Source organism: Serratia sp. A07 (assembly GCF_058725505.1).
This window is the reverse complement of sequence record NZ_JBZXDO010000002.1, coordinates 1-22,892: the sequence shown is the minus strand read 5'-3', so window position 1 is coordinate 22,892 and position 22,892 is coordinate 1. Positions and strand designations below refer to the sequence as shown.

The window sequence follows — 22,892 nt, the reverse complement described above, 5'->3', positions numbered from 1 at the left end:
CTATTTCCAGCCTGCGATCACATAGTCGTCCAACAGCTGCCACACCGTCCCCGCCTCGCTGAAACCGGCTTGTCTAAGCGCCGCGAGCTGGAAATCCACCGGCGTCGGCGGCGGCACCGGGCGGCCGGCGAACAGCGCTTCACGCTCGGCCTGATAAGCGGCCAGCGTCGGCGATTGCAGCGCGCCCGCAAACCAGCGATCCCAATCCTCGACGCCGTTGTCCCAGGCGCGCTGTTGGGTCTGCTCGTCGTGCCGCTCCGCCAACGCTTTCAGCCGCGGCTGACGCTGGTCATAGCGCTGATGATCGGCGTTCAGGAACACGCCGCCGTCGGCCAGCAGCCCGGCAACGTTGCGGTACAGCGCCAGCTGCTGCTCGGGCATCAGCCAGTGCAGCGCCGTGCTGGATACCGCCGCCTGTGGCGCGGGGCCGGACAGCGCGGCAAAACAGGCCGGATCCGCCAGATCGGCCTGCAGAATGCGGATCCGATCGCCGTACTCCGCCAGCGCACCGCGCGCCACCGCCAGCAACAGCGGATCGAGATCGATGGCGGTCACCCTGGCCTGCGGAAAGCGCTGCAAAATGCGCAGGCTCAGCGATCCCGGGCCGCAGGCCAGATCCACCACGTGAAAATCCTGGCCGGCGGCCAGCGCCAGCACCTCCAGCTGGGCGTTAAAACGCGCTTCCCGTTCGGCGATGTAGGCCGCCTGCTGGCGATCCCAGGAGTCCAGCAGCGAAGAGAATGAAACGGCAGTCATATCAAGGTTCCTTGTTGGAAAAAGTCGGCGCCTGCGGCGGCAAGGCCGCCAGGCCCCGAATCAAACGGCCCAGCGCCGCCACGGTGCGGGCGGAAGGGTCCATGTCGTAACCGGGGAGGATCACGTAGCGCCGCTGACGCACGGCGCGCAGCGTCGCGGTCAGCGGGTGATGTTCCAGAAAGGCGATCTTATCGGCCGCGCTGTCGCCGAGGCCGCCGCGCGGCAGATCGCCAAGCACGATCGCATCCGGATCGCGGGCGGCGATAACCTCCCAGGACACCGTCGGCCACAGCTCGGGCCGATCGCCGAACAGGTTCTCGCTGCCGACGCTGCGGCTCAGCAAACCTGGCGCGCCGCAGCAGCCCGCCACGTAGGGCGTTTGCGCGCCGGCATACCACCACAGCAGACGTAAATGCGGCAGCGGCGCGCGCTGCGCCTCAAACGCCCTCAGCTGCCCGCGCAGCCGCGCGATCAGCGCTTCACCGGCGCGGCTGACGTTGAAAATGCGCGCCAGCTCCCGCAGCTCGGTGAAAATGTCTTCGAATGTCAGCGCGGCGGCGATCGCGCTTTGCTGGCCGCTGCAGGCGCCGGGAGAGAGATAAGTGCCGATGCCCCATTCTGCCAGCCGCGCCCGATCGGGCGTTTCCGGGCTGTGCAGCCAGTAATAGCTAGCCGAATAGACAAAATCCGGCCGCATCAGCAGCAACGCTTCCGCCGTGGGCGGCGCCGGGCTGGTGGGCGCCTGCAATGTCTCGGCCGACGCCGTTGGCACGGGATCGCGCGTGCGGTCATACCCGACCACGCCGATCGCGCGGCCAGCCAGCCCCAGCGCCATCAGGTTTTCCAGCGCCGGGTTGGCGTAAACCAGCACCCGCTGCGGCGGCTGCGGGTAATCGCGCGTTACCCCGCAATTTTGCAGGCTGACGGCAGCGGCACGCAGCGGCGCGCTGCCGCCCAATCCCAGGGCGCACAACAGCAGGGCAAGCCAGCCTTTCACGCCGTCAGAACCTGACCGACACGAAGGTTTCATAGCTGCGCGGCGGCGCGATCAGCGCCTGGTCCGGGTAAGTACGCTGATAGGCGTACAGCTGGTTGGTGGCGTTGCGAATGCGAAAACCGACATCGACGATCGGCGTCAGCTGATAGTCTGCCGCCAGATCGAGCGTGGTGTACGCACGCATCTTGCGCCGGTTGGCGTCGTCGTTGTAGCTGCTGCCGACGTAGCGCAGCGAAGAAGCCAGCCCCAGGCGCTCCGTCGCCTGATAATGCACGCTGAGGTTGGCGGTCCAGTCCGGGATATAGGCCGGGCGATTGCCGTTGTAGCTGCGCAGCGGGCTACCGCCGCGATAGTCGTCGTAGCGGGCATGCGTGTAAGCGGCGTTGCCGGCCAGCTCCCAGCGTTCGTCGGGACGCAGCACCACGCCAAGCTCAATGCCGCGCGACGTCTGCCTGCCTACCGCGTTCAACGCATCCGGCCGCTGCGCGTCGGGCACAAACAGGTTGTCCTTGCGCAGTTCGTACAGCGCCAGCGTCGCCTCGCCCTTGTTCCCCCAGAACTGCCCTTTGGCGCCGGCCTCCCACTGGCGCGCTCGCGTCAGCGGCAGATCGGTCTGCGTTGGGCTGAGGAAGAACAGATCGTTGCCCGGCTCCTGGCCGGTGGTGTAGTTGGCGTAGAGCGTGAGGTTGTCGGTCAATGCATAGCTGGGGCCCAGGCTCCAGGTGCTGAAAACGTAGGTGTGCGCGCGGCTCTCTTCCTGCGGCCCCTGGAAGCGCCAGTCCATGTTCATATGGTTGTAGCGCAGCTGGCCCAGCAACGCTAAACGCTCGGTCAGGCTGAAGCGATCCTCGAGAAAGGCGGCGTACTGGTTCTGGGTAACGTGGCGCACCGGCGCGCGTTGGCGGTCGGTACCCTGGGCGAACGGCTCTCTGGGCGGCGCGCCAAGCGGCACGTCTTCCGAGCCGGGGAAACCGTTGGAATAATACTGAAAATGCCGCTTGCTCAGATCGAGGCCGACCAGCAACCGGTTATCAAAACCGGCGATGGCGCGGTCGAATACCAGCGAACTGCGGTTGCCGATCAGATCGTCGTCGTGCGCCAGGGCGCCGAAGGAGTCGCGGTTGACGTCGCCGGGCCGGGCCGCCGCCGCGACGCGGAAGCGCTCGACGTTGCGCCATTCGCGAAAGCCGCTGTAGTAATAGAATTGGTTATGCCATTCCACTTCGGGCGTCATAAACCAGTCCAGGCTGGCCTGAAATGCGGTGGCGTTGCTCTGGATGCGGCTGTCGGTCAGGTTGTTGTAATTGATGTCGCGCAGCTCGCCGGCAATGCGCCCGTCCAGCAGCGGCGTGCCGTAGTAAGGATTGTTGGTGCGGTTGAGCATGCGGTCCAGGCTAAGCGTCAACAGCGCATCGTCCGTCAGCTTAAACAGCAGCGAGCCGGAAACCCGCTTCTGCCGATCGCGTTCATACTGCACGTTGCTGCCGCTGTCGTTGCCGCTGACGTCCAACCGGTACGCCACCGCATCGTCCACCAGCGCGCCACCGGCCCCCAGATGCAGACGCTGGCTGCGGTAACTGCCGAAGCCATAATCGAGCTCGAACGGCTGGCGGCTGAAGGTCGGCCGCCGCGAGATCAGGTTGACGCTGCCGCCCGCGGCGCTCAGGCCGTTCAAGGCCGATCCCGGCCCGCGCAGTACCTCGATGCTGTCGTAATGCGCCGGATCGCCCAGCTGCAGCGTGCTGCCGGGCATCTCCACGCCGTTATACAACCAGGCGATAGGCCGGAAACCGCGCGCGGAAAAGTTATTGGACAACGTTGGCGAAGCGACGCCGGACAGACCGGTGGCGTGCTCGACGGCGGCGGCCAGCGAGCGGTCGCCCCGCTGTTGGATCGCTCTTGCGCTGATGATATCGACGCTGCGCGGCGTCTCCCGAGCGGTCAGCCCGAGCTGCGAAGCGCTGCGGCTCACGGCGCTCAACGCATCGTAGCGCCCGGCGGGGGCCGCCGCCTCCACCGTGAGCTGTTCTTCGCACCCCGTGGCATTGCGGGCTGTATCGCAGTCGGCAGCGAAAGCCAGCGGCGCCGTCAGTGCGCCGCCGACCCAGGCGGCAAGGCATAAAGATTTTCTGGGCGTGACAAGACGCCGGCGTGTCGTACTCATGTGGAGCATCCCTGTGGTGAAATAAAAACCGGCCGTAAGCCGGCGTAAAGCCTTATTGTTTTTCTATTATGTTATATTATAACAACAAGGCAATACCAGTCTTTATTGCCACGCGCTCCACCGCACTGCGTTTGGCGCTTTGCCGCCAAATCGGCGACAATAAGATTTTTGCCGCCGACAGGATGCGCTATGCAGGCCGAAATTCTTCTGACTCTCAAACTCCAGCAAAAGCTGTTCGCCGATCCGCGCCGCATCGCGCTGCTGAAACAGGTGCAGCACACCGGCTCCATCAGCCAGGGCGCCAAACTGGCGGGCATCAGCTATAAAAGCGCCTGGGACGCCATCAATGAAATGAACCAGCTGGCGGAACAAACGGTGGTGGAACGCGCCACCGGCGGTAAAGGCGGCGGCGGCGCGCAGCTGACGCACTATGGCCAGCGGTTGATCCAGCTGTATGACCTGCTGGGCCAGGTGCAGCAAAAAGCTTTCGACGTGTTGCAGCAGGACGATCTGCCGCTCGACAGCCTGCTGGCGGCCATCTCGCGCTTCTCGCTGCAAACCAGCGCGCGCAATCAGTTCTTCGGCACCGTCATCGAACGCGATCATCAGCAGGTGCAGCAGCACCTGGCGATTTTGTTGAACGACGGCACCACTCGCCTGATGGCGGCCGTCACCCAACAAAGCGCCGACCGGCTGCAGCTGACGCCGGGTAAAGAGGTGCTGGCGCTGATCAAGGCGCCATGGGTGCGGTTAAGCGTCGATACGGCGGAGCATACCGGCGCAGATAACGCGCTGGCGGGCGTGGTGGCCGGCATTCAGCCAGGCGCTGAACACAGCGAGGTGCTGGTGACGCTGGCGGGCGGCGAAACCCTGTGCGCCACCCTGACGACGGCGGAGTTGCAGCGTCTGCAGCTGAGCGTCGGTGCCGCCGTACACGCCCTGTTCAACGCCGATCGCGTGATTGTCGCCACGTTGTGTTAAGCGCAACGTGACGTTGCGTTTTTGTTGATTGACATCCCCCTGCAATGCGCCTATTTCTAAGGCAAATAATTGCAAAAAAAGGAACAGGTGATGTCGTCGTTGCACATTTCGCAAGGTTCATTCCGCTTAAGCGATACCCGCACCCTGACGCTGGACGCGCTGGAAATCCAGGCCGGCGACAGCTGGGCCTTCGTCGGCGCCAACGGCAGCGGCAAATCCGCCCTGGCGCGCGCGCTGGCGGACGAACTGGTTCTGCTGAGCGGTGAACGCCGCAGCGATTTTCAGCACGCGGTGCGCATCTCCTTCGAACAGTTGCAAAAAATGGTCAGCGACGAGTGGCAACGCAACAACACCGATCTGCTCAGCGCGGACGAGGACGACACCGGCCGCACCGCGGCGGAAATCATTCAGGAAGAGGTGAAAGACGCCGCCCGCTGCGAGCGGCTGGCCGCGCAGTTCGGCATCACCGCCCTGCTGACACGCCGCTTCAAATACCTCTCCACCGGCGAAACGCGTAAAACTCTGCTATGCCGGGCGCTGATGCCCGAGCCTGACCTGCTGATCCTCGACGAGCCCTTCGACGGGCTGGACGTTCACTCGCGCGCGCAGCTCGCCGCATTGCTGAGCGAGCTTTCCGCCCAGGGCCAAACCGTGGTGCTGGTGCTCAACCGGTTCGACGAAATACCGGATTTTGTCCGGCAGGTGGGCGTGCTGGCGGACTGCACCCTGACCAGCCGCGGGCCGCGCCGCCAGGTGATGGCGGACGCGCTGGTGGCGCAGCTGGCGCACAGCGAAAACCTCAGCGGGCTGGCGCTGCCGGAGACCGAGGATCCGACGCAAAAGGTGACGCTGCCGGCGGATCGGCCGCTGATCGTCCTGCGCGACGGCGTGGTCAGCTATAACGATCGGCCGATCCTCAATCATCTCGACTGGCAGGTTAACCCCGGCGAACATTGGCAGATCGTCGGCCCGAACGGCGCCGGCAAATCCACGCTGCTCAGTTTGATCACCGGCGATCATCCGCAGGGCTACAGCAACGATCTGACGCTGTTCGGCCGCCGCCGTGGCAGCGGGGAAACCATCTGGGAGATCAAGCGCCATATCGGCTACGTCAGCAGCAGCCTGCATCTGGACTATCGCGTCAACACCAGCGTGCGCAACGTGGTGCTGTCGGGGTTCTTCGATTCGATCGGCATTTATCAGGCGGTCTCGGATCGTCAGCGGCAGCTGACCGAACAATGGCTGGCGCTGCTCGGGCTCGACGGCGCGCGCGGCGATGCCCCGTTCCACAGCCTTTCCTGGGGCCAACAGCGGCTGGCGCTGATCGCCCGCGCGCTGGTGAAACACCCGGCGCTGCTGATCCTCGACGAGCCGCTGCAAGGGCTGGATCCGCTCAATCGCCAGCTGGTGCGTCGCTTCATCGACGTGCTGATCGGCCAGGGCGCCACCCAGCTGCTGTTCGTCTCGCACCATGCCGAAGACGCGCCGCAGTGCATCACTCACCGCCTCAGCTTCGTGCCCGACGGCGAGGGCGGCTACGGCTACCAACAGCAACGGCTGGAGACGGCCTCCGCCTGAAGCGCGGCGTAAACATATCCGGCAACACTTCACCGCAGCACATCACATTTGGCCTTTTATCATAGAAAGAAAGAAGGCCATTTTCTGGAGACGCCATGTCCGCTGCGTTGATTATTATCGACCTGATCGAGGATCTGATCGGGCCCAAAGGGCGCGCCAACCACTGCCGCGAACAGGTGGTGGCGACCCACCTGCTCGCCAACGTCAATGCCGCCGCGGCCTACGCCCGGGTGCGAAAAATCCCGGTGATTTGGGTGCGGGTGGGATTCGCCGACGATTATCATGATATTCCCCCCCACTCGCCGCTGTTCAACCATTTGAAACAGATAGGCGCGCTGCGGCTTAACAGCCCGGGCTGCCGCTGGATGCCCGAACTGCATCAGGAAGAGACCGATCTGCTGTTTGAAAAAACGGCGGTAAGCGCCTTCTCCGGTAACAATTTGTTAGCCTGGCTACGGCAGCATCGGTGCCATCATCTGCTGCTGGCGGGCGTCAGCACGCCGCTCGCCATCGAGAGCTCCGCGCGTCAGGCGCACGACGCCGGCTTTCAGGTGACCGTGCTGCACGACCTGTGCGCGGCCCCCACGCAGGAGATCCACCAGCAGAGCCTGGACACCCTGCAAAACCTGGCCGAAATCACCCGCTCGCAGGCCTGGATGAAAGGCTGACCCGCGTTGTCGCCGGTCGTATGGGCCGGCATCATGCACAAATCCGTCACTGCCCCGACCTTTAGCGTCATTTGGGTGTGCTACTATCCGCTTTAGCGCTCAATTTCGCCATCATCGCACGCCGCAAAGGCGCTGAGCGCCGTGTACATATTTTAAAGGGACATATTATGTGGGGCGTACTGGCTGCTTCGTTATTTTTCTTGCCGTTTAACCGGCTGATAGCCTGGGTGATCCTGGCCGCCTCGGCGGGCATGGGGCTTTATCATGGGGTACTGACGCCACTCAGCCTGAGTTATCTGCTGGCGATCGCAGCGTTGGCGGGGCTGCGTCACCATTTTCGCGAGCAGCGTAATCTGGCGATCGCGTTCGAAGGGTTGGTGGTCGCCGGCTGCATCGCGCTGTTCTTGCATCTGGTGCCGGGCATCCACAACCAGCTGATGATCGACGGCGACAAAGCCGGCCCGCTCAGCGCGCCGTTCACCATGTATTACAACTTCGACAAGGCGATGGTGCCCTTCCTGCTGTTCGCCTGCTTGCCCACGCTGTTCAGAACCGATAAAGCGGAAAAAAGCGTCGCCTCGGGTTCCTGGATTGCCTTGATCATCAGCGTACCGGCGCTGTTGCTGCTGGCCGTGGCGCTGGGCGGTTTAAAAATCGAACTGCATGCGCCCGCCTGGATCCTGCCGTTCGTGATGGCGAACCTGTTCTTCGTCTGCATGGCCGAAGAAGCGCTGTTTCGCGGCTACCTGCAACAGCGCCTCAGCCAATGGCTGGGGGCCTGGCCGGCGCTGATCGTCGCCGCCCTGGTGTTCGGCGCCGCGCATTTGGCCGGCGGCATGCTGATGGTGATCTTCGCGACGCTGGCCGGCGTGATCTACGGCCTGGCATGGATGTGGAGCGGCCGCCTGTGGGTGCCGATTCTGTTCCATTTCGGGCTTAACCTCACCCATCTGCTGTTCTTCACCTACCCGCTGTATCAGCACCCCTGACGGCTGACGCCGGCAGAGAGCCTCTCTCTGCCGGTTGACCAGGTGAAAACGCTATCACCGGCAGCTCACCGCAATCCCCTCAAGCACGTAGCCACCGGCTCATCTCCGCGCATCCGGCGCTTTTCAATGAAGTGTAAACGATTCCATTTTTCGCGTTAGATCACCTTTTTATCGCCGCGAGCATGCTATCTTTTTGCGCAATGTACTCTCCCTTTTCAGCAACGGGCGTATCAAGACGGCGGCTGAAAGCGATTACACCTCGTCGACGCCAAGAAAGGAACCGTATGACGGCATTTAACCCTATCGATCATCCACACCGCCGCTATAACCCGCTGAGCGGCCAGTGGGTGCTGGTCTCACCGCACCGCGCCAAGCGCCCCTGGCAGGGCCAACAAGAGGCCGTCCCCACGGAAACGCTGCCGGCGCACGATCCCGACTGTTTCCTGTGCCCGGGCAACGCGCGCGTCACCGGCGATCGCAATCCGGATTATCGCGGCACCTACGTCTTCACCAACGATTTCGCCGCGCTGATGAGCGATACGCCGCCGGCGCCCGACAGCCAGGATCCTTTGATGCGCAGCCAGAGCGCGCGTGGCGTCAGCCGGGTGATCTGCTTCTCTCCCGATCACAGCAAGACCCTGCCCGAATTGACGCTGCCAGCGCTGGAGCAGGTGGTCGCCGCCTGGCAGGCGCAAACCGATGAGCTGGGCAGGCAGTACCCCTGGGTGCAGCTGTTCGAAAACAAAGGCGCGGCGATGGGCTGCTCCAACCCGCACCCGCACGGGCAGGTCTGGGCCAACAGTTTTCTGCCGAACGAGGCCGAGCGCGAAGATCGCCTGCAGCACGAGTATTTTCAGGAACATGCCTCCCCGCTGCTGCTGGACTACGCGCAGCGCGAGCTGGCCGCCGGCGAACGCATCGTGGTGAACACCGAACACTGGCTGGCGGTGGTGCCCTACTGGGCCGCCTGGCCGTTTGAAACGCTGCTGCTGCCGAAAGCGGCGGTGCAGCGCATTACCGATCTCAGCGCGGCACAAAGCCAAGATCTGGCGCTGGCGCTGAAGAAGCTGACCAGCCGCTACGACAACCTGTTCCAGTGCTCCTTCCCCTATTCGATGGGATGGCACGGTGCGCCGTTCAACGGTGCCGACAATCGGCACTGGCAGCTGCACGCCCATTTCTACCCACCGCTGCTGCGTTCAGCCAGCGTGCGCAAATTTATGGTCGGTTACGAGATGCTGGCGGAAACCCAGCGCGACCTGACCGCCGAACAGGCCGCAGCGCGTCTGCGCGCCGTCAGCGATATTCATTACCGTGAAGCCGGAGCCCAAGCATGAGCCTGAAACCGCTTACCCATTCCCTGTTTACCGAACACTTCGGCTACGCGCCGGCGTTGACCATCCAGGCGCCGGGGCGGGTGAACCTGATCGGCGAGCATACCGATTACAACGACGGCTTCGTACTGCCCTGCGCCATCGATTATCAAACCGTCATCGCCTGCGCCAAGCGCGACGACCGCCAGATCCGCGTCCTCGCCGCCGATTATCAGAATCAGCAGGATCAATTCTCGCTCGACGATCCGATCGTCAGCCACCCCGATCAGCGCTGGTCCGACTATGTGCGCGGCGTGGTGAAGCACCTTCAGCGCCGCAGCGCCGACTTCGGCGGCGCGGATCTGGTGATCGCCGGGAATGTGCCGCAAGGGGCGGGGCTCAGCTCCTCCGCCGCACTGGAAGTGGCGGTGGGCCAGGCGCTGCAGGCGCTCTATCAGCTGCCGCTGGACGGCGTAGCGCTGGCGCTGAACGGCCAGGAGGCGGAGAACCAATTCGTCGGCTGCAACTGCGGTATCATGGACCAGCTGATCTCCGCGCTCGGCCGGCGCGACAGCGCTCTGCTGATCGACTGCCGCTCGCTGGAAACCCGTGCGGTACCGATGCCGGACAACGTCGCGGTGGTGATCGTCAACTCCAATGTGCAACGCGGGCTGGTGGACAGCGAATACAACACCCGCCGCAAACAGTGCGAGGAAGCGGCGCGGTTCTTCGGCGTCAAGGCGCTGCGCGACGTCAGCCCCGAACAGTTTGAGGCGCGTCAACGCCAGCTCGATCCGTTAGTAGCCAAACGCGCGCGCCATGTGATCAGCGAGAACGCCCGCACGCTGGCAGCGGCCGACGCGCTGGCGGCCGGCGATCTGCAGCGCATGGGCCGGCTGATGGCGGAGTCGCACGCCTCGATGCGCGACGACTTTGAAATCACCGTGTCGCCGATCGATAAGCTGGTCGAGATCGTCAAAGCGACGATCGGCCCACGCGGCGGCGTGCGCATGACCGGCGGCGGCTTTGGCGGCTGCATCGTCGCGCTGATGCCGCAAGATCTCGTGGAGACGGTGCGTGCCGCCGTGGCGCACGAGTATCCGCGGCAAACCGGCGGATTGCAGGAAACCTTCTATGTCTGCCAGGCTTCGCAAGGCGCCGGCCTATGCTGACGACAACGGCGGCACTCGCCCCCGATGGACGGCCTTATCAGCTGACGCAGCTGCAAAACGCCGGCGGCATGACGGTGACGCTGATGGACTGGGGCGCCACCTGGCTGTCCGCCGTCTTGCCGCTCAAATCCGGTGAAAGGCGCGAGCTACTGCTCGGCTGCCGCAGCCCGGCGGACTACCAACGTCAGGGCGCCTATCTGGGCGCCACCGTCGGCCGCTACGCCAACCGTATCGCCAACGCCAGTCTGCCCATCGACGGGAAACCCCATGCGCTGGCCGCCAATCAGGGCGCCCACCAGCTGCACGGCGGCCCCGACGGTTTCCATGCCCGCCGCTGGCGCCGGGTACAGCACGATGCGCATCAGGTCTGCTATGCGCTGCACTCGGCGGAGGGCGATCAGGGTTTTCCGGGCAATCTCGACGTGCAGGTCTGCTACCGCCTGACCCCCGACAATCGCGTGGAAATCAGCTATCTGGCGCAGGTCGATCGCCCCTGCCCGGTCAACCTGACCAACCACGCCTATTTCAATCTGGACGGTGCCGGCACCGACGCCCGCGCCCAGCGGCTGCAGCTGTTCGCCGATCGCTATCTGCCCGTCGACGCCGAGGGCATTCCCTGTGCCGGGCTGACGCCGGTGGACGGCAGCGGCATGGATTTTCGCCAGCCGAAAACGCTGCTGCAGGATTTTCTGCGCGACCGCGACCAGCAGCGGGTAAAAGGCTACGATCATGCTTTTCTGCTGCACCGCACCTGCGGCGCGCTGGAGTGCCCGGCGGCCCATTTGTGGTCCGCCGACGGGCAAGTGCAGATGAGCGTGTTCACCGACGCGCCCGCACTGCAACTCTACAGCGGCAATTATCTGGCCGGCACGCCGGCGCGCGACGGCGGCAGCTATGCCAACCACGCCGGCGTGGCGCTGGAGAGCGAGTTTTTGCCGGACAGCCCGCACCATCCCGAATGGCCACAGCCGGACTGTTGGCTGCAGCCGGGGAGCCGCTACCGCAGCACCACGCATTATCAGTTTTATCCTATCTGACCGCCACGCCCCTCGCCGCGCGGCCGGGGGCGATTTGTTATAAATGCTTACCTTTTAGCGCTATTCCCCCGCCGGCGCCCACCTTTCCTTATTCCAAAGCGCGCACTACACTCAGGCTACCGTGATAAGCACAACGCCTTGTGCAACGTCACAATTTTCGGCCGATGGCGGCCAATCAATAGCTGAAGGAACACCTATGCGTCTGATTACTGCACTTCCATTGCTGGCGGGCTTAATGCTGAGCACCAATCTGATGGCGGCCGACGCGACGACGGCGACAAAAACGCCTTCGCCGGCGCAGGCGGCCCAACAGAAACGCATGACCGATTGCAACCAACAGGCATCCACCAAATCGCTGAAAGGCGCGGATCGCTCCACCTTTATGAGCACCTGCCTGAAATCTGAAGGCGCCGCCGCGACGGGCAAAACCCTGACGCCACAGCAGCAGAAAATGAAAACCTGCAACGCCGACGCCAAGACCAAGAACCTGAAGGGCGACGCGCGTAAAACCTTCATGAGCAGCTGCCTGAAAAAATCGGCCTGATTTGCCCCACGCCACGGCGCGTCCGAAGCGATTTCGGCGCGCCGTTTCCCCCTCGCAGCGCCAGCCTGAACGATTCAGCTTTTTCCTTTCGCCAGCCCTTACTTTGCGGCAAGAAATTGGCTATGGTTAGACACTATCGATTGCCGAGCCCCGGCCCGCGGCAATATAATGATTTTCGTTATCATTGAAATGTCAGATTATTAAGGAGTTAAGCTATGGCTGTAACTAAGCTGGTTCTGGTGCGTCACGGCGAAAGCCAGTGGAACCAAGAAAACCGCTTCACCGGTTGGTATGATGTCGATCTGTCCGACAAGGGCCGTACCGAAGCGAAAGCAGCAGGCAAGCTGTTGAAAGAAGAAGGGTTCACTTTCGACTTCGCTTACACCTCCGTACTGAAGCGCGCGATCCACACCCTGTGGAACATCCTCGACGAGCTGGATCAGGCCTGGTTGCCGACCGAAAAATCCTGGAAGCTGAACGAACGTCATTACGGCGCGCTGCAGGGTCTGAACAAAGCGGAAACCGCTGAAAAATACGGCGACGAGCAGGTGAAACAATGGCGTCGCGGCTTCGCGGTGACCCCACCTGAGCTGACCAAAGAAGACGAACGCTACCCTGGCCACGATCCGCGCTACGCCTCGCTGACCGAGCAAGAGCTGCCGCTGACCGAAAGCCTGGCGCTGACCATCGATCGCGTGATTCCTTACTGGGACGAAGAGATCCTGCCACGCATCAAGAGCGGCGAGCGCGTGATCGTTGCGGCGCACGGCAACTCGCTGCGCGCGCTGGTGAAATACCTGGATAACCTGAGCGAAGACGAAATCCTCGAGCTGAACATCCCAACCGGCGTGCCGTTGGTGTATGAATTTGACGAGAACTTCAAGCCAACCAAACGTTACTACCTGGGTAACGCCGACGAGATCGCTGCAAAAGCGGCCGCCGTGGCAAACCAGGGTAAAGCGAAGTAATTTCGCCCGTTAACGAAAAAGCCCCCGGTGAAAACCGGGGGCTTTTTTATTACTGATTACTGTGGCGGCTGCTGCGCCATCGCCTCGTTCACCGCGTCCAGCCGTTCCTGCATCGCCGGGTGGGTGCTGAGCCAGGCCGGCAGCGCCCAGTCATCGGCCTGTTCTCGTTCAGGCGCCTGCGCCAACGCGCGATAGATCGCTGCCATTTGCGCCAGCGAACGCCCCTGTCGCTGCATTTGCGCTATCGCGAACGCATCCGCCTCGCGCTCCATCACGCGGGAAAACTGCATCTCATTCACGAAGGACGCAGACTGCAGCAGCGTATCGCCGATGCCGCTGACGTCACCGGTCATCCACATCAGCGTCAACGCCACCAGCGACGAACGCACCAGCATGCGCATTGGGTGGCGATGAGCGTGGTGCCCCATCTCATGCAACATGACTGCCGCCAGCCCATCGTCGTTTTTCGCCAGGGCGACCAGACTATCGCTGAGCACCAGCGTGCCGTCCGGCAACATAAAGGCGTTCGGCGCACCGGGCACCGCCATCAGCTTCAACGACAGCGGCGTACGCGCCTCACGCATTTCGGCCGGCATCACCTGCCGGAACAGCTGCTGCAACGCCCGCTGCCGCTCGGCCGGGAGTGCAGAAGGCTTGAAGCCGCTCTGGCTTAAAAACGTCTGCGTGTGTTCGCCCAGCGTCTGTTCCACCGAGGTGGGGATGCGCATGGCGATCTCGCTGCTCGCCCACGGCAGCACGACGTAAACGTAGGCCACGACCGCCAGCAGCGTCATCAGCAGCGCCAGAGCGACGCCGCGTTTGTGGCGTTCCAGGCGATGCACCCAGCCCGGCGAACGCCGCTGATAGAACCAGCGGCGAAACGCCGCGTCGTCGTCCGGCACAAAGCGCGCGCCGTCCTTAAAGGTCAGCGTCAGCGGAATATTGCCCAGCGCCGCAGAGACGGTGATGTCCGCCAAGGGGATGTAACGTTGCTCATCCTGCCGTTGCAGCATCACGCCCTCGCCGCTTTCGTTCACCAGCAGGCGGGCCGCCTCACGTGCGGCCCGCCCCGGCAACTGATAGGCGCCCTCAAGGATCATCGGCGCCTCAGAAGCTGCCGCCCAGATCCAGCGCCTGCACCGCTTCTTCAGCCACCGCGCTGTTGGCGGTTTCCTGATGCGCCGCGATGTCCAGCAATGCCAGATCGCCTTCAACCGCCGTGCACTCCGCCAGATAACGGGCGTGACGCACTTCCGCCACCGGCGCAGCAAAGCCGAGCGAGAACAGCGTGATCAGGGTATTGGTGATCAACAGCCCCATATACGGCAGGGTCTGCATGGAAGAGTGCAATTTGATGCTGCCGTTCAGCGTCGCCTGGTTAAACAGATAGTTGCGTTGGGCGACAATCTGGTAACTGCCGGCAATCAAGGCGCCAACCAGCAACACCACCATCATCAACAGCAGGCTGCCAATATTCTCCAACACCAGCAAGTCGGCGGTTTCATCCGTCAGTATGCCCATCAATACCATTTGGTACAGCGACAGCATGAACGACCCCATACACACCAGCGCCGCCAACATAAACGGCAGGAAAATGAGCAGGCCGATCAAGGCAAATTTGATAAAGGCCGACTTTTTCAGCTCGGCAATAAACGGCGTGCGGCCGAAGAACAGATTATTAACGTACAGATCGTGCTGCAGCGCGCTAATAATACCGTTGACGGCGGCGAATGCCGGCACGGCCAACAGCAGCGTCAACACCAGCATCAGGCCGATGGCGTTAATGCTGTCAAAGCTGCTGCCAATACTGAGCAAAATGATTAAGCCGACATAAAGCCCGATAATCAGTAATAGCGGGCAGAACAGTAGCGCCCAATAAGCGCGCCCGGTGCGGCAAACATAATTAAAACGCACGCCGCGATAGCTCGACATAATCGCATTGTAGCGCCAGCTGCGAATCACCACCCATGGCAGCAGGGCAAGCAACACCAATAAGGCCAGCAGCCCCAGCAGCGGCGCCACCGCCAGCAGGATATAAAACACGATGATACCGCCGATCACCAACAGCCGCCCTTTCAGAATTTGCAGCGGCTGCGCATGGTAATCGAAACGATCGCCGTCCAATTCCGTGTTGCCGTAAAAATAGCGGCGACGACGCACCGTCGCCCAGGCGGAATAGATGCCCAGGGTCACGATGGTCAATAATGCATTGACTAACCAAATAGCGAAGTACTCGCCGCCTTTCCCATGGAATTTAATCCGGTGCAGCCCCAGCGGCTGCGAGGTATTGCTTGTCATAATTCTTTCGTCCTGAAAGGAATAGGTCATACCACTCCCCGCTTATTTGTCATGCGGGGTTTGTGGAATAAAAAAGCGTCTTATATAAGCACAATGCCATGAGCAGTGACAATTATTCTTTTATTAAATAGGAATAATGCGAAGGAGGTCGCTTAATGATTTCATTGGCCTATTAATTGTAAGCCTTAAATGAGTGGGATATATAGAGGTGCAATGACAAGGATAAAACAAGGGCCCGGCTGCCAGGCCCTTGTCATTTTAGCAATTATCCGCGGCGCGCTTTCACCGCCGCCGCCAGATCGCGCAGCACGGTTTCGGTGTCCTGCCAGCCGATGCAGCCGTCGGTCACGCTCTTGCCGTAAACCAGCGGTTCGCCGCTTTCAAGGTTCTGGTTGCCTTCCACCAGGTGGCTTTCGATCATCACGCCGATGATCGCTTTTTCACCGCCGCTAATCTGCCCGCAAACGTCAGCGCTCACGTCCATCTGCTTTTTGAACTGTTTGCTGCTGTTGGCATGGCTGAAGTCGATCATCACCTGCGCCGGCAGCCCGGCTTTGCTCAGGCCGGCTTTGACGTCCTTCACGTGCGCCGCGCTGTAGTTCGGCTCTTTGCCGCCGCGCAGAATAATGTGACAGTCGCCGTTGCCGCTGGTGTTAACGATAGCCGAGTGGCCCCACTTGGTTACCGACAGGAAACAGTGCGGCGCGCCGGCGGCGTTGATGGCGTCGATCGCCACCTTGATGGTGCCGTCGGTGCCGTTCTTGAAGCCGACCGGGCATGAGAGGCCGGAGGCCAGCTCGCGGTGCACCTGCGATTCCGTGGTGCGCGCGCCGATGGCGCCCCAGCTCATCAGATCCGCCAGGTACTGCGGCGTGATCATATCGAGGAATTCGCCCGCGGCCGGCAGGCCGCTGTCGTTGATCTCCACCAGCAGCTTGCGCGCCAGGCGCAGACCGTCGTTGATGTTGAAGCTGTTGTCCATCTGCGGATCGTTGATCAGGCCTTTCCAGCCCACGGTGGTGCGCGGTTTTTCGAAGTATACGCGCATGACCACTTCCAGCTCGCCCTTCAGTTCTTCACGCAGCGCCAGCAGGCGCCCCGCGTACTCTTTGGCGGCTTGGGTATCGTGGATAGAGCAAGGGCCAATCACCACCAGCAGGCGATCGTCGCTGCCGCGGAGGATATTGTGAATTGCGCTGCGGGCCTGGGACACCGTCTTTGCTGCGCGTTCAGTGGCCGGGAATTTCTCCAGCAAAGCCACCGGCGGCAGGAGTTCCTTAATATCATTAATGCGTAAATCGTCGTTTTGGTAATTCATAGCTTTTCCATTCGGTATCGAGGGGTATTTCGCAGTGCGTAACGGTGTAGATCCCAACAATCTAGCCTGTGGGAATGGCGCTGTAAATCACCTTTGCCCCCCTCCGCTGGAACCGCCAAATTAACAGCAGATTGTGCTGTTTCATCAGGGGAGCGCAGAGCCTCCTTTTTCGCTATGCTAGCGATCGGAATATAAAGCGACCCGAGTTGAACATGCCCTCTCTGTTATTAGTTGATGACCACCCGGTGGTTCATGTCGCACTGGAAGCGGCGCTAATGAAATCATCCCGCTCCTACCGCCTGCAGGCGGCGCAGGACGACGTCCAGGCGCTGGCCCTGCTGGCCGAGGCCGCTTTCGGCCTGGTGCTCCTGGATATCGGCCTGCCGCAGGTCGACGGGCTGCAGCTGTTGAAAAAAATCCGCCGCCGCTACCCGCAGCAGCCGATCCTGATCTATACCGCGCAGGAGGCCGAGGTCTATGCGCGCATGGCCCATGCCGCCGGAGCCAACGGTTTCGTCAATACAGGCAGCTCGTTGGCAGAGCTGGTACAGGCGATCGAGCAGGTGCTGGACGGTGAAACCCACTTCCCCGCCGCCGCGCTGGCCGAAGAAGCGCCGACGGCGGACGGTGGGCTGCTCACTCCCAAAGAGCTCGAAGTGCTGGGCTTGCTGAGCCAGGGGCTGTCCAACCTGCAGATCGCCGATCGGCTGCACATCAGCAACAAGACCGTCAGCACGCACAAGAAGAACATCCAGCGCAAGACCGGCGCCGGCAACCTGCTGGAGCTGGTGGCGGTGTTTAAAGAGCTGGCGCCATGATGCGCCGCGCGCTGCTGCTGCTGATCCTGTGGTGCGGTCTGGCGCAGGCGGCGGAGCCGGTGCGCTATCAGCTGGTCAGCAATCTGAATACCCCCGAGAACATGCTGATCGTCGGCGAGAAAAATCCCTGGCGCGACCGAACGCTGCGCATCGGCATCATCAGTGAGAACACCAGCCCGTACAACATCATCGTGGACGACGATCTGTACGGGCTGAACGCCGACTACCTCGGCTATATCCAGCAGGTAACCGGCATTCGCTTCGCCATTTACGGCTTTGCCGATCTGACGCAGCTGGAGCAGGCGCTGCACGACGGCAAGGTCGACCTGCTGTACGGCATCCCGCAGAGTGAGGCGCTGCACGGCCTGGCGATCTCTCAACCCTATTACGTCAGCAACCTGCGCGTATTGCGCGATCGCAGCAACGATCGGCCGGTGATGCTCAATTCCGCCAACGCCCGCGTTGCGATCGGCGCGCTGACCGACATGCAGTCCGGCGGTGCTCTGCAGGCCGTGGCGTCGCAGATCCAGCGCTACGACAACAATCTGCAGGCGGTCTACTCGCTGCTCAACGGCAGCAGCGACTACTTTATCGCCGACGAGGCCAGCGCCAGCTTTATCATCGACCAGCTGCAGCTCGGCCAGCTCTATCAGATTGAAAGCAACGAGAACCTGGGCAACCTGTCCTTCGTGTTCGCCGCCGCCGACTCACGGCTGATAGACACGCTGGACACCGCCATCGCCGACGCGCCGATGGAGCTGATGAACGCCCTGCAGAGCCGCTGGAGCAAAAAGATCCCCAGCTACCTCGACACCGGCAATGCCGACCTGACGACGATGGAGAAGAATTGGGTGGCGAGCCACCGCGTGGTTTATTACGCCGCCATCGAGAACAACTTCCCGTTCGCCTACCGCGGCTCTGACGGCCAACCGCGCGGCTACGCCATCGACATTCTCAACATCATCGCGCAAAACACCGGGCTACGTTTCGCACCGCTGTGGGCGCGCAACGCCGAGCAGGCCGATCAGCTGGTGCAGGCCGGCCAGGCCAGCTTCCGCGCCGCCCTGCCGCTGGCGCGCGGCGTCAAGGCGCGCTACGGCGCCAGCATGCCGATCCACCGCTCGCTGTGGGGCGTTTACGTCGGCCAGCACGCCGACGGAATTTCCACCTGGAACGATTTGGCCGGCAAGCGCATCGGCGTGCTGCAGGGCGATTTGGCGCAGGGGCTGGTGCCGGAACAGGAGCAGACCGTCAGCTTCGCCGACAGCAAGTCGATGTACGACGCGCTGGCCAACGGCCAGTTGGATGCGCTGGTGGATAACGTCATCTCCGCCAACTTTTTGGCACTGTCGCGCTATTCCGGCGCCATCAAGCTGGCCTTTGCCGCCAACAACATCCCCTACCCGGTGGCCTTCGGCGTGCGCCGCGATCAACCTCTTCTGTTGGCGATCCTCGATAAGAATCTGATGCAGATCCCAGCGGACACCCTGCAATCGCTGCGCGACGAGTGGATCGTCGACCGCAGCAATCTTATCGACGCGGTGAATGACAACCGCATGCCGCCGCAGACCACCTGGCTGCTGGCGCTGCTGGCCGCCGCCACCGTGCTGCTGCTGGCGCTAACGCTGCGCCGTTTCATGCTGCAGCGCCGTGAAAAACGCGAACGCGAAGAACTCGAGCACGCGCGCCGCCGCGCCGAAGCAGAAAACCGCATGAAGAGCAAATTCCTCGCCACCGTCAGCCACGAGCTGCGCACGCCGATGCACGCCATCCTCGGCCTGCTGGAGCTGGAGCTCAAACGCCAACCCGCGCCGGAAGGCCTGCCGGTGATATACAGCTCGGCCTCTTCGCTGCTCAACCTGCTCAACGACCTGCAAGATCACGCTCGGCTGGAAACCGGTTCGCTGACGCTGGCGCCGAAACCGGTGGCGCTGCGCCTCTGGGTAGCGCGCATCGACGCCCTTTACCGGCCGCTGATCGGCGAACGCCCGTTGACGCTGAGCGTGCTGGCGGATCCGGCGCTGCCTGAGGCGGTGATTATTGATGGTGAGCGTTTACTTCAAGTGGCTAACAACCTGATAAACAACGCGATAAAGTTTACACCGCGCGGCACTATTCAGGTCGAGATCGGCTGGCGCGCGCAAGATGAGCGGCAGGGGGAATTGCGATTAACGGTGAACGACAGCGGCTGCGGCATCGCCGCCGATGAGATAGGCAAGCTGTTCCAACCGTTTTACCGCGCGCGCGGCGCGCAACGCATCTCGGTGCAGGGTACCGGTTTGGGACTGTCTATCTGCAAAGAGATCGTCGAACAGATGGGCGGCCGCATCGGGCTGCACTCGCAGCCGGGCGTCGGCACCCGCGTCGAGGTCGCGATACCGGTCGAGCTGAGCGGCGCGGCGCCGGCTGTCGCCCAGGAGGAGCACACCTATGCTCTGCCGTCTTCCGCCTTGCGTACCGCGCTGATCGACGATCACCCCACCAATTTGTTGCTGCTGGAACGCCAGCTGCGCCACTTCGGGCTGCAACCCGCCCGCTTTGAACAAGGCTATGCGCTGTTGAAGGCCCAGCGCCGGCAACCGTTCGATCTGCTGTTTATCGACTATAACATGCCGCGCCCGGACGGGCTGACGCTGGCCAGGCTGATCCGCCGCGACGAACAGCGGCTGCAACGCCCGCCTTGCCGCATCGTGCTTTGCTCGGCAGACGTGCAGGAGTTTACCCGCATCCCGCCGGGGCTGGTGGCGATCGACCACTTCCTGACCAAACCGATTTCACTGGCGGCGATCGGCCAGGTATTGGCTCAGCAACCGCAGGCTCAGGAAGAAAAGTCAGTCCTTACTGACCTGCGACAAACGCTGGCCGAAATGGCAGGTGGCGATCGCGCCATGCTGCAGCGGCTGGCGCAGACGCTCGGCGATACGCTGCGCCAAGACCGGCAGCGGCTCGCGGACGCCGTCGCCGCGAGCGACTGGCCACAGCTGGAGCAGGCGGCGCACCGCATCAAGGGCAGCCTGCTGATGCTGCAGCTGCCGGAAGCCGCGCAGCTGTGCCAGCAGCTGGTGGATACCGCACGTCGGGGCGAGCTTGCCGCCGCCGCTTATACTAAATTAAAGGCGTTAGTGGCGCAGATAGAACCGGAGCTGGACGCTCTGCTCGCCGCCGCCCCCTCTTTCGCTATGCATAAGGATGAATAATGTCGGACACTCCACACGTACACCTGCCGAAAGACAGTAATAGTAAACGCCTACTGACCGCTTTTTTAGTCACCGCCGTCTTTATGGTGGCCGAGGTGGTCGGTGGCCTGTTGTCCGGCTCGCTGGCGCTGTTGGCCGACGCCGGCCATATGTTGACCGATGCCGCCGCGCTGCTGGTGGCGCTGATGGCGGTGCACTTCTCCCAGCGCAAGCCCAACGCGCGCCACACCTTCGGCTATCTGCGCCTCACCACCCTGGCGGCCTTCCTCAACGCCGCGGCGCTGCTGGTGATCGTGGTATTCATCCTGTGGGAGGCGATACGGCGTTTCTTCGAACCGCAGCCGGTGATGGGTACCCCGATGCTGATCATCGCCGTAGCGGGGCTGCTGGCGAACCTGTTCGCCTTCTGGTTGCTGCATCGCGGCAGCGAAGAGAAAAATATCAACGTGCGCGCCGCCGCGCTGCATGTGTTGGGCGACCTGCTCGGTTCGGTGGGCGCCATCGTCGCCGCCATCGTCATTCTTGCCACCGGCTGGACGCCGATTGACCCGATCCTGTCGGTGCTGGTCTCCTGTCTGGTGCTACGCAGCGCCTGGCGGCTGCTGAAGGAGAGTTTCCACGAGCTGTTGGAAGGCACGCCGCAGGAGGTCGATATCGCCAAGCTGCAAAAAGACCTGTGCCTGAATATCCCGGAAGTGCGCAACATCCATCACGTGCATGTCTGGCAGATCGGCGAACAAAAGCTGATGACGCTGCATGCGCAGGTGATCCCGCCGCATGACCACGATGGGCTGTTGCAACGCATTCAGGCTTATCTGTTGGAACACTACAAGATTGGCCATGTGACCATTCAGATGGAGTACCGGCACTGCGAGACGCCGGACTGCGGTATCAACCGGGCGCCGGAGCCGAGTGAACACTCACATGCCGAAGCGCACTCCCATCTGGGACATCGTCACTAAGCCAAGAGGGCGCCACCACGGCGCCCTCTGCTGTTGCTACGGTGCGGACGAGAGCGGGTTGGAACGGTTACGCCCGGCGCTCTTGATCCACAGCCAGGAGCCGTTCAGGGCGATCAGCGTCAGAATGACATACTCCAGCGCCATCGCGTACACCCCCTGGTAGGCGAAGATCGCCACGCTGATGACGTCGATAACCACCCACAGCAGCCAGTTTTCCACATACTTGCGCGTCATCAGGATCATCGCCACGATGGAGAGCACCATCATCGCCGAATCCCAGAACGGGAACGCGTCCGGCTGCAGTTCAGGCATCTGCACGTTCAGCCCCAGCCCTTGCATCACCGCTACCGCGATCTGCGTCAGCCAGGCGAACACGCGGTCGATGTTAAAGGTCATCAGGCCAATGCCGATGACGCAAACCGCCGCCCAGGCCAACGCTTTCGGCAACGGCAGCCAGCGGATCTGCAGCTCAGCCTGATTATCCTGGGTTTGGCGGCTCCAGGCATACCAACCGTAAATGTTGGCGCCGAAAAAGAACAGCTGCAACAGCAGGCTGGCGTACAGCTGGATCTGGAAGAAAATTACCGCGAACAGCGTGACGTTGATCAGGCCGAACAGGTAGTTGATGATTTTTTCCTTGCTGGCGTACCAGATGCACAGCAACCCGAACAGCGTGCCGATGGCTTCGATCCACGACAGATCGTAACCGCCCGCGCCAAGCGGAATGTGCACCAGAATATTGCTGGTACTGAAGAAGCTCATGAAGTCATCCTTTTAAACGGTTAAGCGTTGCCTTTAACCTGCATCTTAAGCTGAGCGGCGAAATCCAGCATGCGGTTCAGCGGCACCAGGGCCTTCTCACGCAGCGCGGCGTCCACGTGGATCTCATGCTGCGCGCCCCCCTGCTCCAGCCCTTCAGCAATCGCCTTCAGGCCATTCATCGCCATCCACGGGCAATGCGCGCAGCTGCGACAGGTCGCCCCTTCTCCGGCGGTCGGCGCTTCGAACAGCTCCTTGTCCGGGCAGGCCTGCTGCATCTTGTAAAAGATACCGCGTATCTGACGACAATTAATCTGGCCGGTTCGCGACAATTATTTTGGCCGGTTTGTAATCTGAGATCACAACCTACTCA

19 protein-coding genes and 1 pseudogene are annotated in these 22,892 nt (G+C 62.2%); 12 read left to right on the top strand and 8 right to left on the bottom strand.

Annotated features, from left to right (window positions below; all coding sequences use genetic code 11):
* From AC4PR2_RS01990 to AC4PR2_RS01980, 3 genes are read right to left on the bottom strand one after another with little or no spacing between them, the layout of a single operon-like run.
* Positions 1-756 (bottom strand): class I SAM-dependent methyltransferase, encoded by a 756-nt coding sequence (locus AC4PR2_RS01990; protein WP_060440495.1) that lies wholly within the window; start codon positions 754-756, stop codon positions 1-3.
* A gap of 1 nt (position 757) precedes the next feature.
* Positions 758-1,753, bottom strand: coding sequence for an ABC transporter substrate-binding protein (locus AC4PR2_RS01985; protein WP_443014419.1), 996 nt, complete (start codon positions 1,751-1,753; stop codon positions 758-760).
* A 4-nt stretch (positions 1,754-1,757) separates the two neighbouring features.
* Positions 1,758-3,917, bottom strand: a complete 2,160-nt coding sequence (locus AC4PR2_RS01980) for a TonB-dependent siderophore receptor (RefSeq protein WP_492174862.1) — start codon at positions 3,915-3,917, stop codon at positions 1,758-1,760.
* A gap of 189 nt (positions 3,918-4,106) precedes the next feature.
* Here AC4PR2_RS01980 and modE point away from each other — a divergent pair, with 189 nt between their 5' ends.
* The 9 genes from modE to gpmA all read left to right on the top strand — a co-directional run bounded on the left by modE (position 4,107) and on the right by gpmA (position 13,167).
* Positions 4,107-4,898, top strand: a complete 792-nt coding sequence (gene modE, locus AC4PR2_RS01975; protein WP_049201184.1) for a molybdenum-dependent transcriptional regulator — start codon at positions 4,107-4,109, stop codon at positions 4,896-4,898.
* Positions 4,899-4,988: 90 nt separating this feature from the next.
* The gene (modF, locus tag AC4PR2_RS01970; RefSeq protein WP_213873051.1) at positions 4,989-6,476 is read left to right on the top strand and encodes a molybdate ABC transporter ATP-binding protein ModF; all 1,488 of its coding nucleotides are present in this window, start codon (positions 4,989-4,991) and stop codon (positions 6,474-6,476) included.
* Positions 6,477-6,571: 95 nt separating this feature from the next.
* Positions 6,572-7,144: a cysteine hydrolase family protein gene (locus AC4PR2_RS01965; protein WP_084826663.1), complete on the top strand. Its 573-nt coding sequence runs from the start codon at positions 6,572-6,574 to the stop codon at positions 7,142-7,144.
* 167 nt (positions 7,145-7,311) lie between these two features.
* Positions 7,312-8,133 carry a CPBP family intramembrane glutamic endopeptidase gene (locus AC4PR2_RS01960; RefSeq protein ID WP_141958358.1) on the top strand — a complete coding sequence of 274 codons (822 nt, stop codon included), beginning with the start codon at positions 7,312-7,314 and terminating at the stop codon, positions 8,131-8,133.
* 284 nt (positions 8,134-8,417) lie between these two features.
* Positions 8,418-9,470: a galactose-1-phosphate uridylyltransferase gene (gene galT, locus AC4PR2_RS01955; RefSeq protein WP_047572323.1), complete on the top strand. Its 1,053-nt coding sequence runs from the start codon at positions 8,418-8,420 to the stop codon at positions 9,468-9,470.
* The gene (gene galK / locus AC4PR2_RS01950) at positions 9,467-10,618 is read left to right on the top strand and encodes a galactokinase (RefSeq protein WP_180548232.1); all 1,152 of its coding nucleotides are present in this window, start codon (positions 9,467-9,469) and stop codon (positions 10,616-10,618) included. Before galT ends, galK begins: the two co-directional genes overlap by 4 nt.
* Positions 10,612-11,655, top strand: coding sequence for a galactose-1-epimerase (galM, locus tag AC4PR2_RS01945; protein WP_443014417.1), 1,044 nt, complete (start codon positions 10,612-10,614; stop codon positions 11,653-11,655). Before galK ends, galM begins: the two co-directional genes overlap by 7 nt.
* A 196-nt stretch (positions 11,656-11,851) precedes the next feature.
* The gene (locus AC4PR2_RS01940) at positions 11,852-12,199 is read left to right on the top strand and encodes a PsiF family protein (RefSeq protein WP_048232954.1); all 348 of its coding nucleotides are present in this window, start codon (positions 11,852-11,854) and stop codon (positions 12,197-12,199) included.
* Positions 12,200-12,414: 215 nt separating this feature from the next.
* Positions 12,415-13,167 (top strand): 2,3-diphosphoglycerate-dependent phosphoglycerate mutase, encoded by a 753-nt coding sequence (gene gpmA, locus AC4PR2_RS01935; protein ID WP_004939834.1) that lies wholly within the window; start codon positions 12,415-12,417, stop codon positions 13,165-13,167.
* Positions 13,168-13,223: 56 nt separating this feature from the next.
* Here gpmA and AC4PR2_RS01930 read toward each other — a convergent pair whose 3' ends face one another.
* From AC4PR2_RS01930 to aroG, 3 genes are all read right to left on the bottom strand, one after another.
* Positions 13,224-14,267: a M48 family metallopeptidase gene (locus tag AC4PR2_RS01930; RefSeq protein ID WP_337046408.1), complete on the bottom strand. Its 1,044-nt coding sequence runs from the start codon at positions 14,265-14,267 to the stop codon at positions 13,224-13,226.
* Between the two features lie 7 nt (positions 14,268-14,274).
* Positions 14,275-15,465, bottom strand: a complete 1,191-nt coding sequence (locus AC4PR2_RS01925) for a YjgN family protein (protein WP_060440731.1) — start codon at positions 15,463-15,465, stop codon at positions 14,275-14,277.
* Between the two features lie 265 nt (positions 15,466-15,730).
* Positions 15,731-16,783 carry a 3-deoxy-7-phosphoheptulonate synthase AroG gene (aroG, locus tag AC4PR2_RS01920; RefSeq protein WP_047568857.1) on the bottom strand — a complete coding sequence of 351 codons (1,053 nt, stop codon included), beginning with the start codon at positions 16,781-16,783 and terminating at the stop codon, positions 15,731-15,733.
* 212 nt (positions 16,784-16,995) lie between these two features.
* Between aroG and AC4PR2_RS01915 the strand changes: the two genes are divergently transcribed.
* The 3 genes from AC4PR2_RS01915 to zitB are packed head-to-tail and all read left to right on the top strand — an operon-like array spanning position 16,996 to position 21,760.
* Positions 16,996-17,601 carry a response regulator gene (locus tag AC4PR2_RS01915; RefSeq protein WP_492174861.1) on the top strand — a complete coding sequence of 202 codons (606 nt, stop codon included), beginning with the start codon at positions 16,996-16,998 and terminating at the stop codon, positions 17,599-17,601.
* Entirely contained in the window at positions 17,598-20,798 is a 3,201-nt protein-coding gene (locus AC4PR2_RS01910) for an ATP-binding protein (RefSeq protein ID WP_337046407.1), read from the top strand. Before AC4PR2_RS01915 ends, AC4PR2_RS01910 begins: the two co-directional genes overlap by 4 nt.
* Positions 20,798-21,760, top strand: a complete 963-nt coding sequence (zitB, locus tag AC4PR2_RS01905) for a CDF family zinc transporter ZitB (protein WP_033637476.1) — start codon at positions 20,798-20,800, stop codon at positions 21,758-21,760. The genes AC4PR2_RS01910 and zitB overlap by 1 nt, the downstream gene beginning before the upstream one ends.
* 36 nt (positions 21,761-21,796) lie before the next feature.
* On the opposite strand, the gene pnuC is transcribed toward zitB, so the two are convergent.
* Both pnuC and nadA read right to left on the bottom strand, forming a co-directional pair.
* On the bottom strand, positions 21,797-22,522 hold the full coding sequence (gene pnuC, locus AC4PR2_RS01900) for a nicotinamide riboside transporter PnuC (RefSeq protein WP_048232945.1): 726 nt from the start codon (positions 22,520-22,522) through the stop codon (positions 21,797-21,799).
* 20 nt (positions 22,523-22,542) lie between these two features.
* Positions 22,543-22,815 (bottom strand): annotated as a pseudogene (gene nadA / locus AC4PR2_RS01895) (quinolinate synthase NadA); the annotation flags it as partial.
* Between the last annotated feature and the right edge of the window lie 77 nt (positions 22,816-22,892).

What these genes read in the sequence shown, in the direction of transcription:
- galK (WP_180548232.1), top strand. Translation starts at nt 9,467, where the DNA reads ATGAGCCTGAAACCGCTTACCCATTCCCTGTTTACCGAACACTTCGGC.
- AC4PR2_RS01915 (WP_492174861.1), top strand. Translation starts at nt 16,996, where the DNA reads ATGCCCTCTCTGTTATTAGTTGATGACCACCCGGTGGTTCATGTCGCA.
- AC4PR2_RS01940 (WP_048232954.1), top strand. Translation starts at nt 11,852, where the DNA reads ATGCGTCTGATTACTGCACTTCCATTGCTGGCGGGCTTAATGCTGAGC.
- aroG (WP_047568857.1), bottom strand. Translation starts at nt 16,783, where the DNA reads ATGAATTACCAAAACGACGATTTACGCATTAATGATATTAAGGAACTC.
- zitB (WP_033637476.1), top strand. Translation starts at nt 20,798, where the DNA reads ATGTCGGACACTCCACACGTACACCTGCCGAAAGACAGTAATAGTAAA.
- AC4PR2_RS01960 (WP_141958358.1), top strand. Translation starts at nt 7,312, where the DNA reads ATGTGGGGCGTACTGGCTGCTTCGTTATTTTTCTTGCCGTTTAACCGG.
- AC4PR2_RS01930 (WP_337046408.1), bottom strand. Translation starts at nt 14,267, where the DNA reads ATGATCCTTGAGGGCGCCTATCAGTTGCCGGGGCGGGCCGCACGTGAG.
- pnuC (WP_048232945.1), bottom strand. Translation starts at nt 22,522, where the DNA reads ATGAGCTTCTTCAGTACCAGCAATATTCTGGTGCACATTCCGCTTGGC.
- AC4PR2_RS01980 (WP_492174862.1), bottom strand. Translation starts at nt 3,917, where the DNA reads ATGAGTACGACACGCCGGCGTCTTGTCACGCCCAGAAAATCTTTATGC.
- modF (WP_213873051.1), top strand. Translation starts at nt 4,989, where the DNA reads ATGTCGTCGTTGCACATTTCGCAAGGTTCATTCCGCTTAAGCGATACC.
- AC4PR2_RS01990 (WP_060440495.1), bottom strand. Translation starts at nt 756, where the DNA reads ATGACTGCCGTTTCATTCTCTTCGCTGCTGGACTCCTGGGATCGCCAG.
- AC4PR2_RS01965 (WP_084826663.1), top strand. Translation starts at nt 6,572, where the DNA reads ATGTCCGCTGCGTTGATTATTATCGACCTGATCGAGGATCTGATCGGG.
- gpmA (WP_004939834.1), top strand. Translation starts at nt 12,415, where the DNA reads ATGGCTGTAACTAAGCTGGTTCTGGTGCGTCACGGCGAAAGCCAGTGG.
- modE (WP_049201184.1), top strand. Translation starts at nt 4,107, where the DNA reads ATGCAGGCCGAAATTCTTCTGACTCTCAAACTCCAGCAAAAGCTGTTC.
- AC4PR2_RS01925 (WP_060440731.1), bottom strand. Translation starts at nt 15,465, where the DNA reads ATGACAAGCAATACCTCGCAGCCGCTGGGGCTGCACCGGATTAAATTC.
- galT (WP_047572323.1), top strand. Translation starts at nt 8,418, where the DNA reads ATGACGGCATTTAACCCTATCGATCATCCACACCGCCGCTATAACCCG.
- galM (WP_443014417.1), top strand. Translation starts at nt 10,612, where the DNA reads ATGCTGACGACAACGGCGGCACTCGCCCCCGATGGACGGCCTTATCAG.
- AC4PR2_RS01910 (WP_337046407.1), top strand. Translation starts at nt 17,598, where the DNA reads ATGATGCGCCGCGCGCTGCTGCTGCTGATCCTGTGGTGCGGTCTGGCG.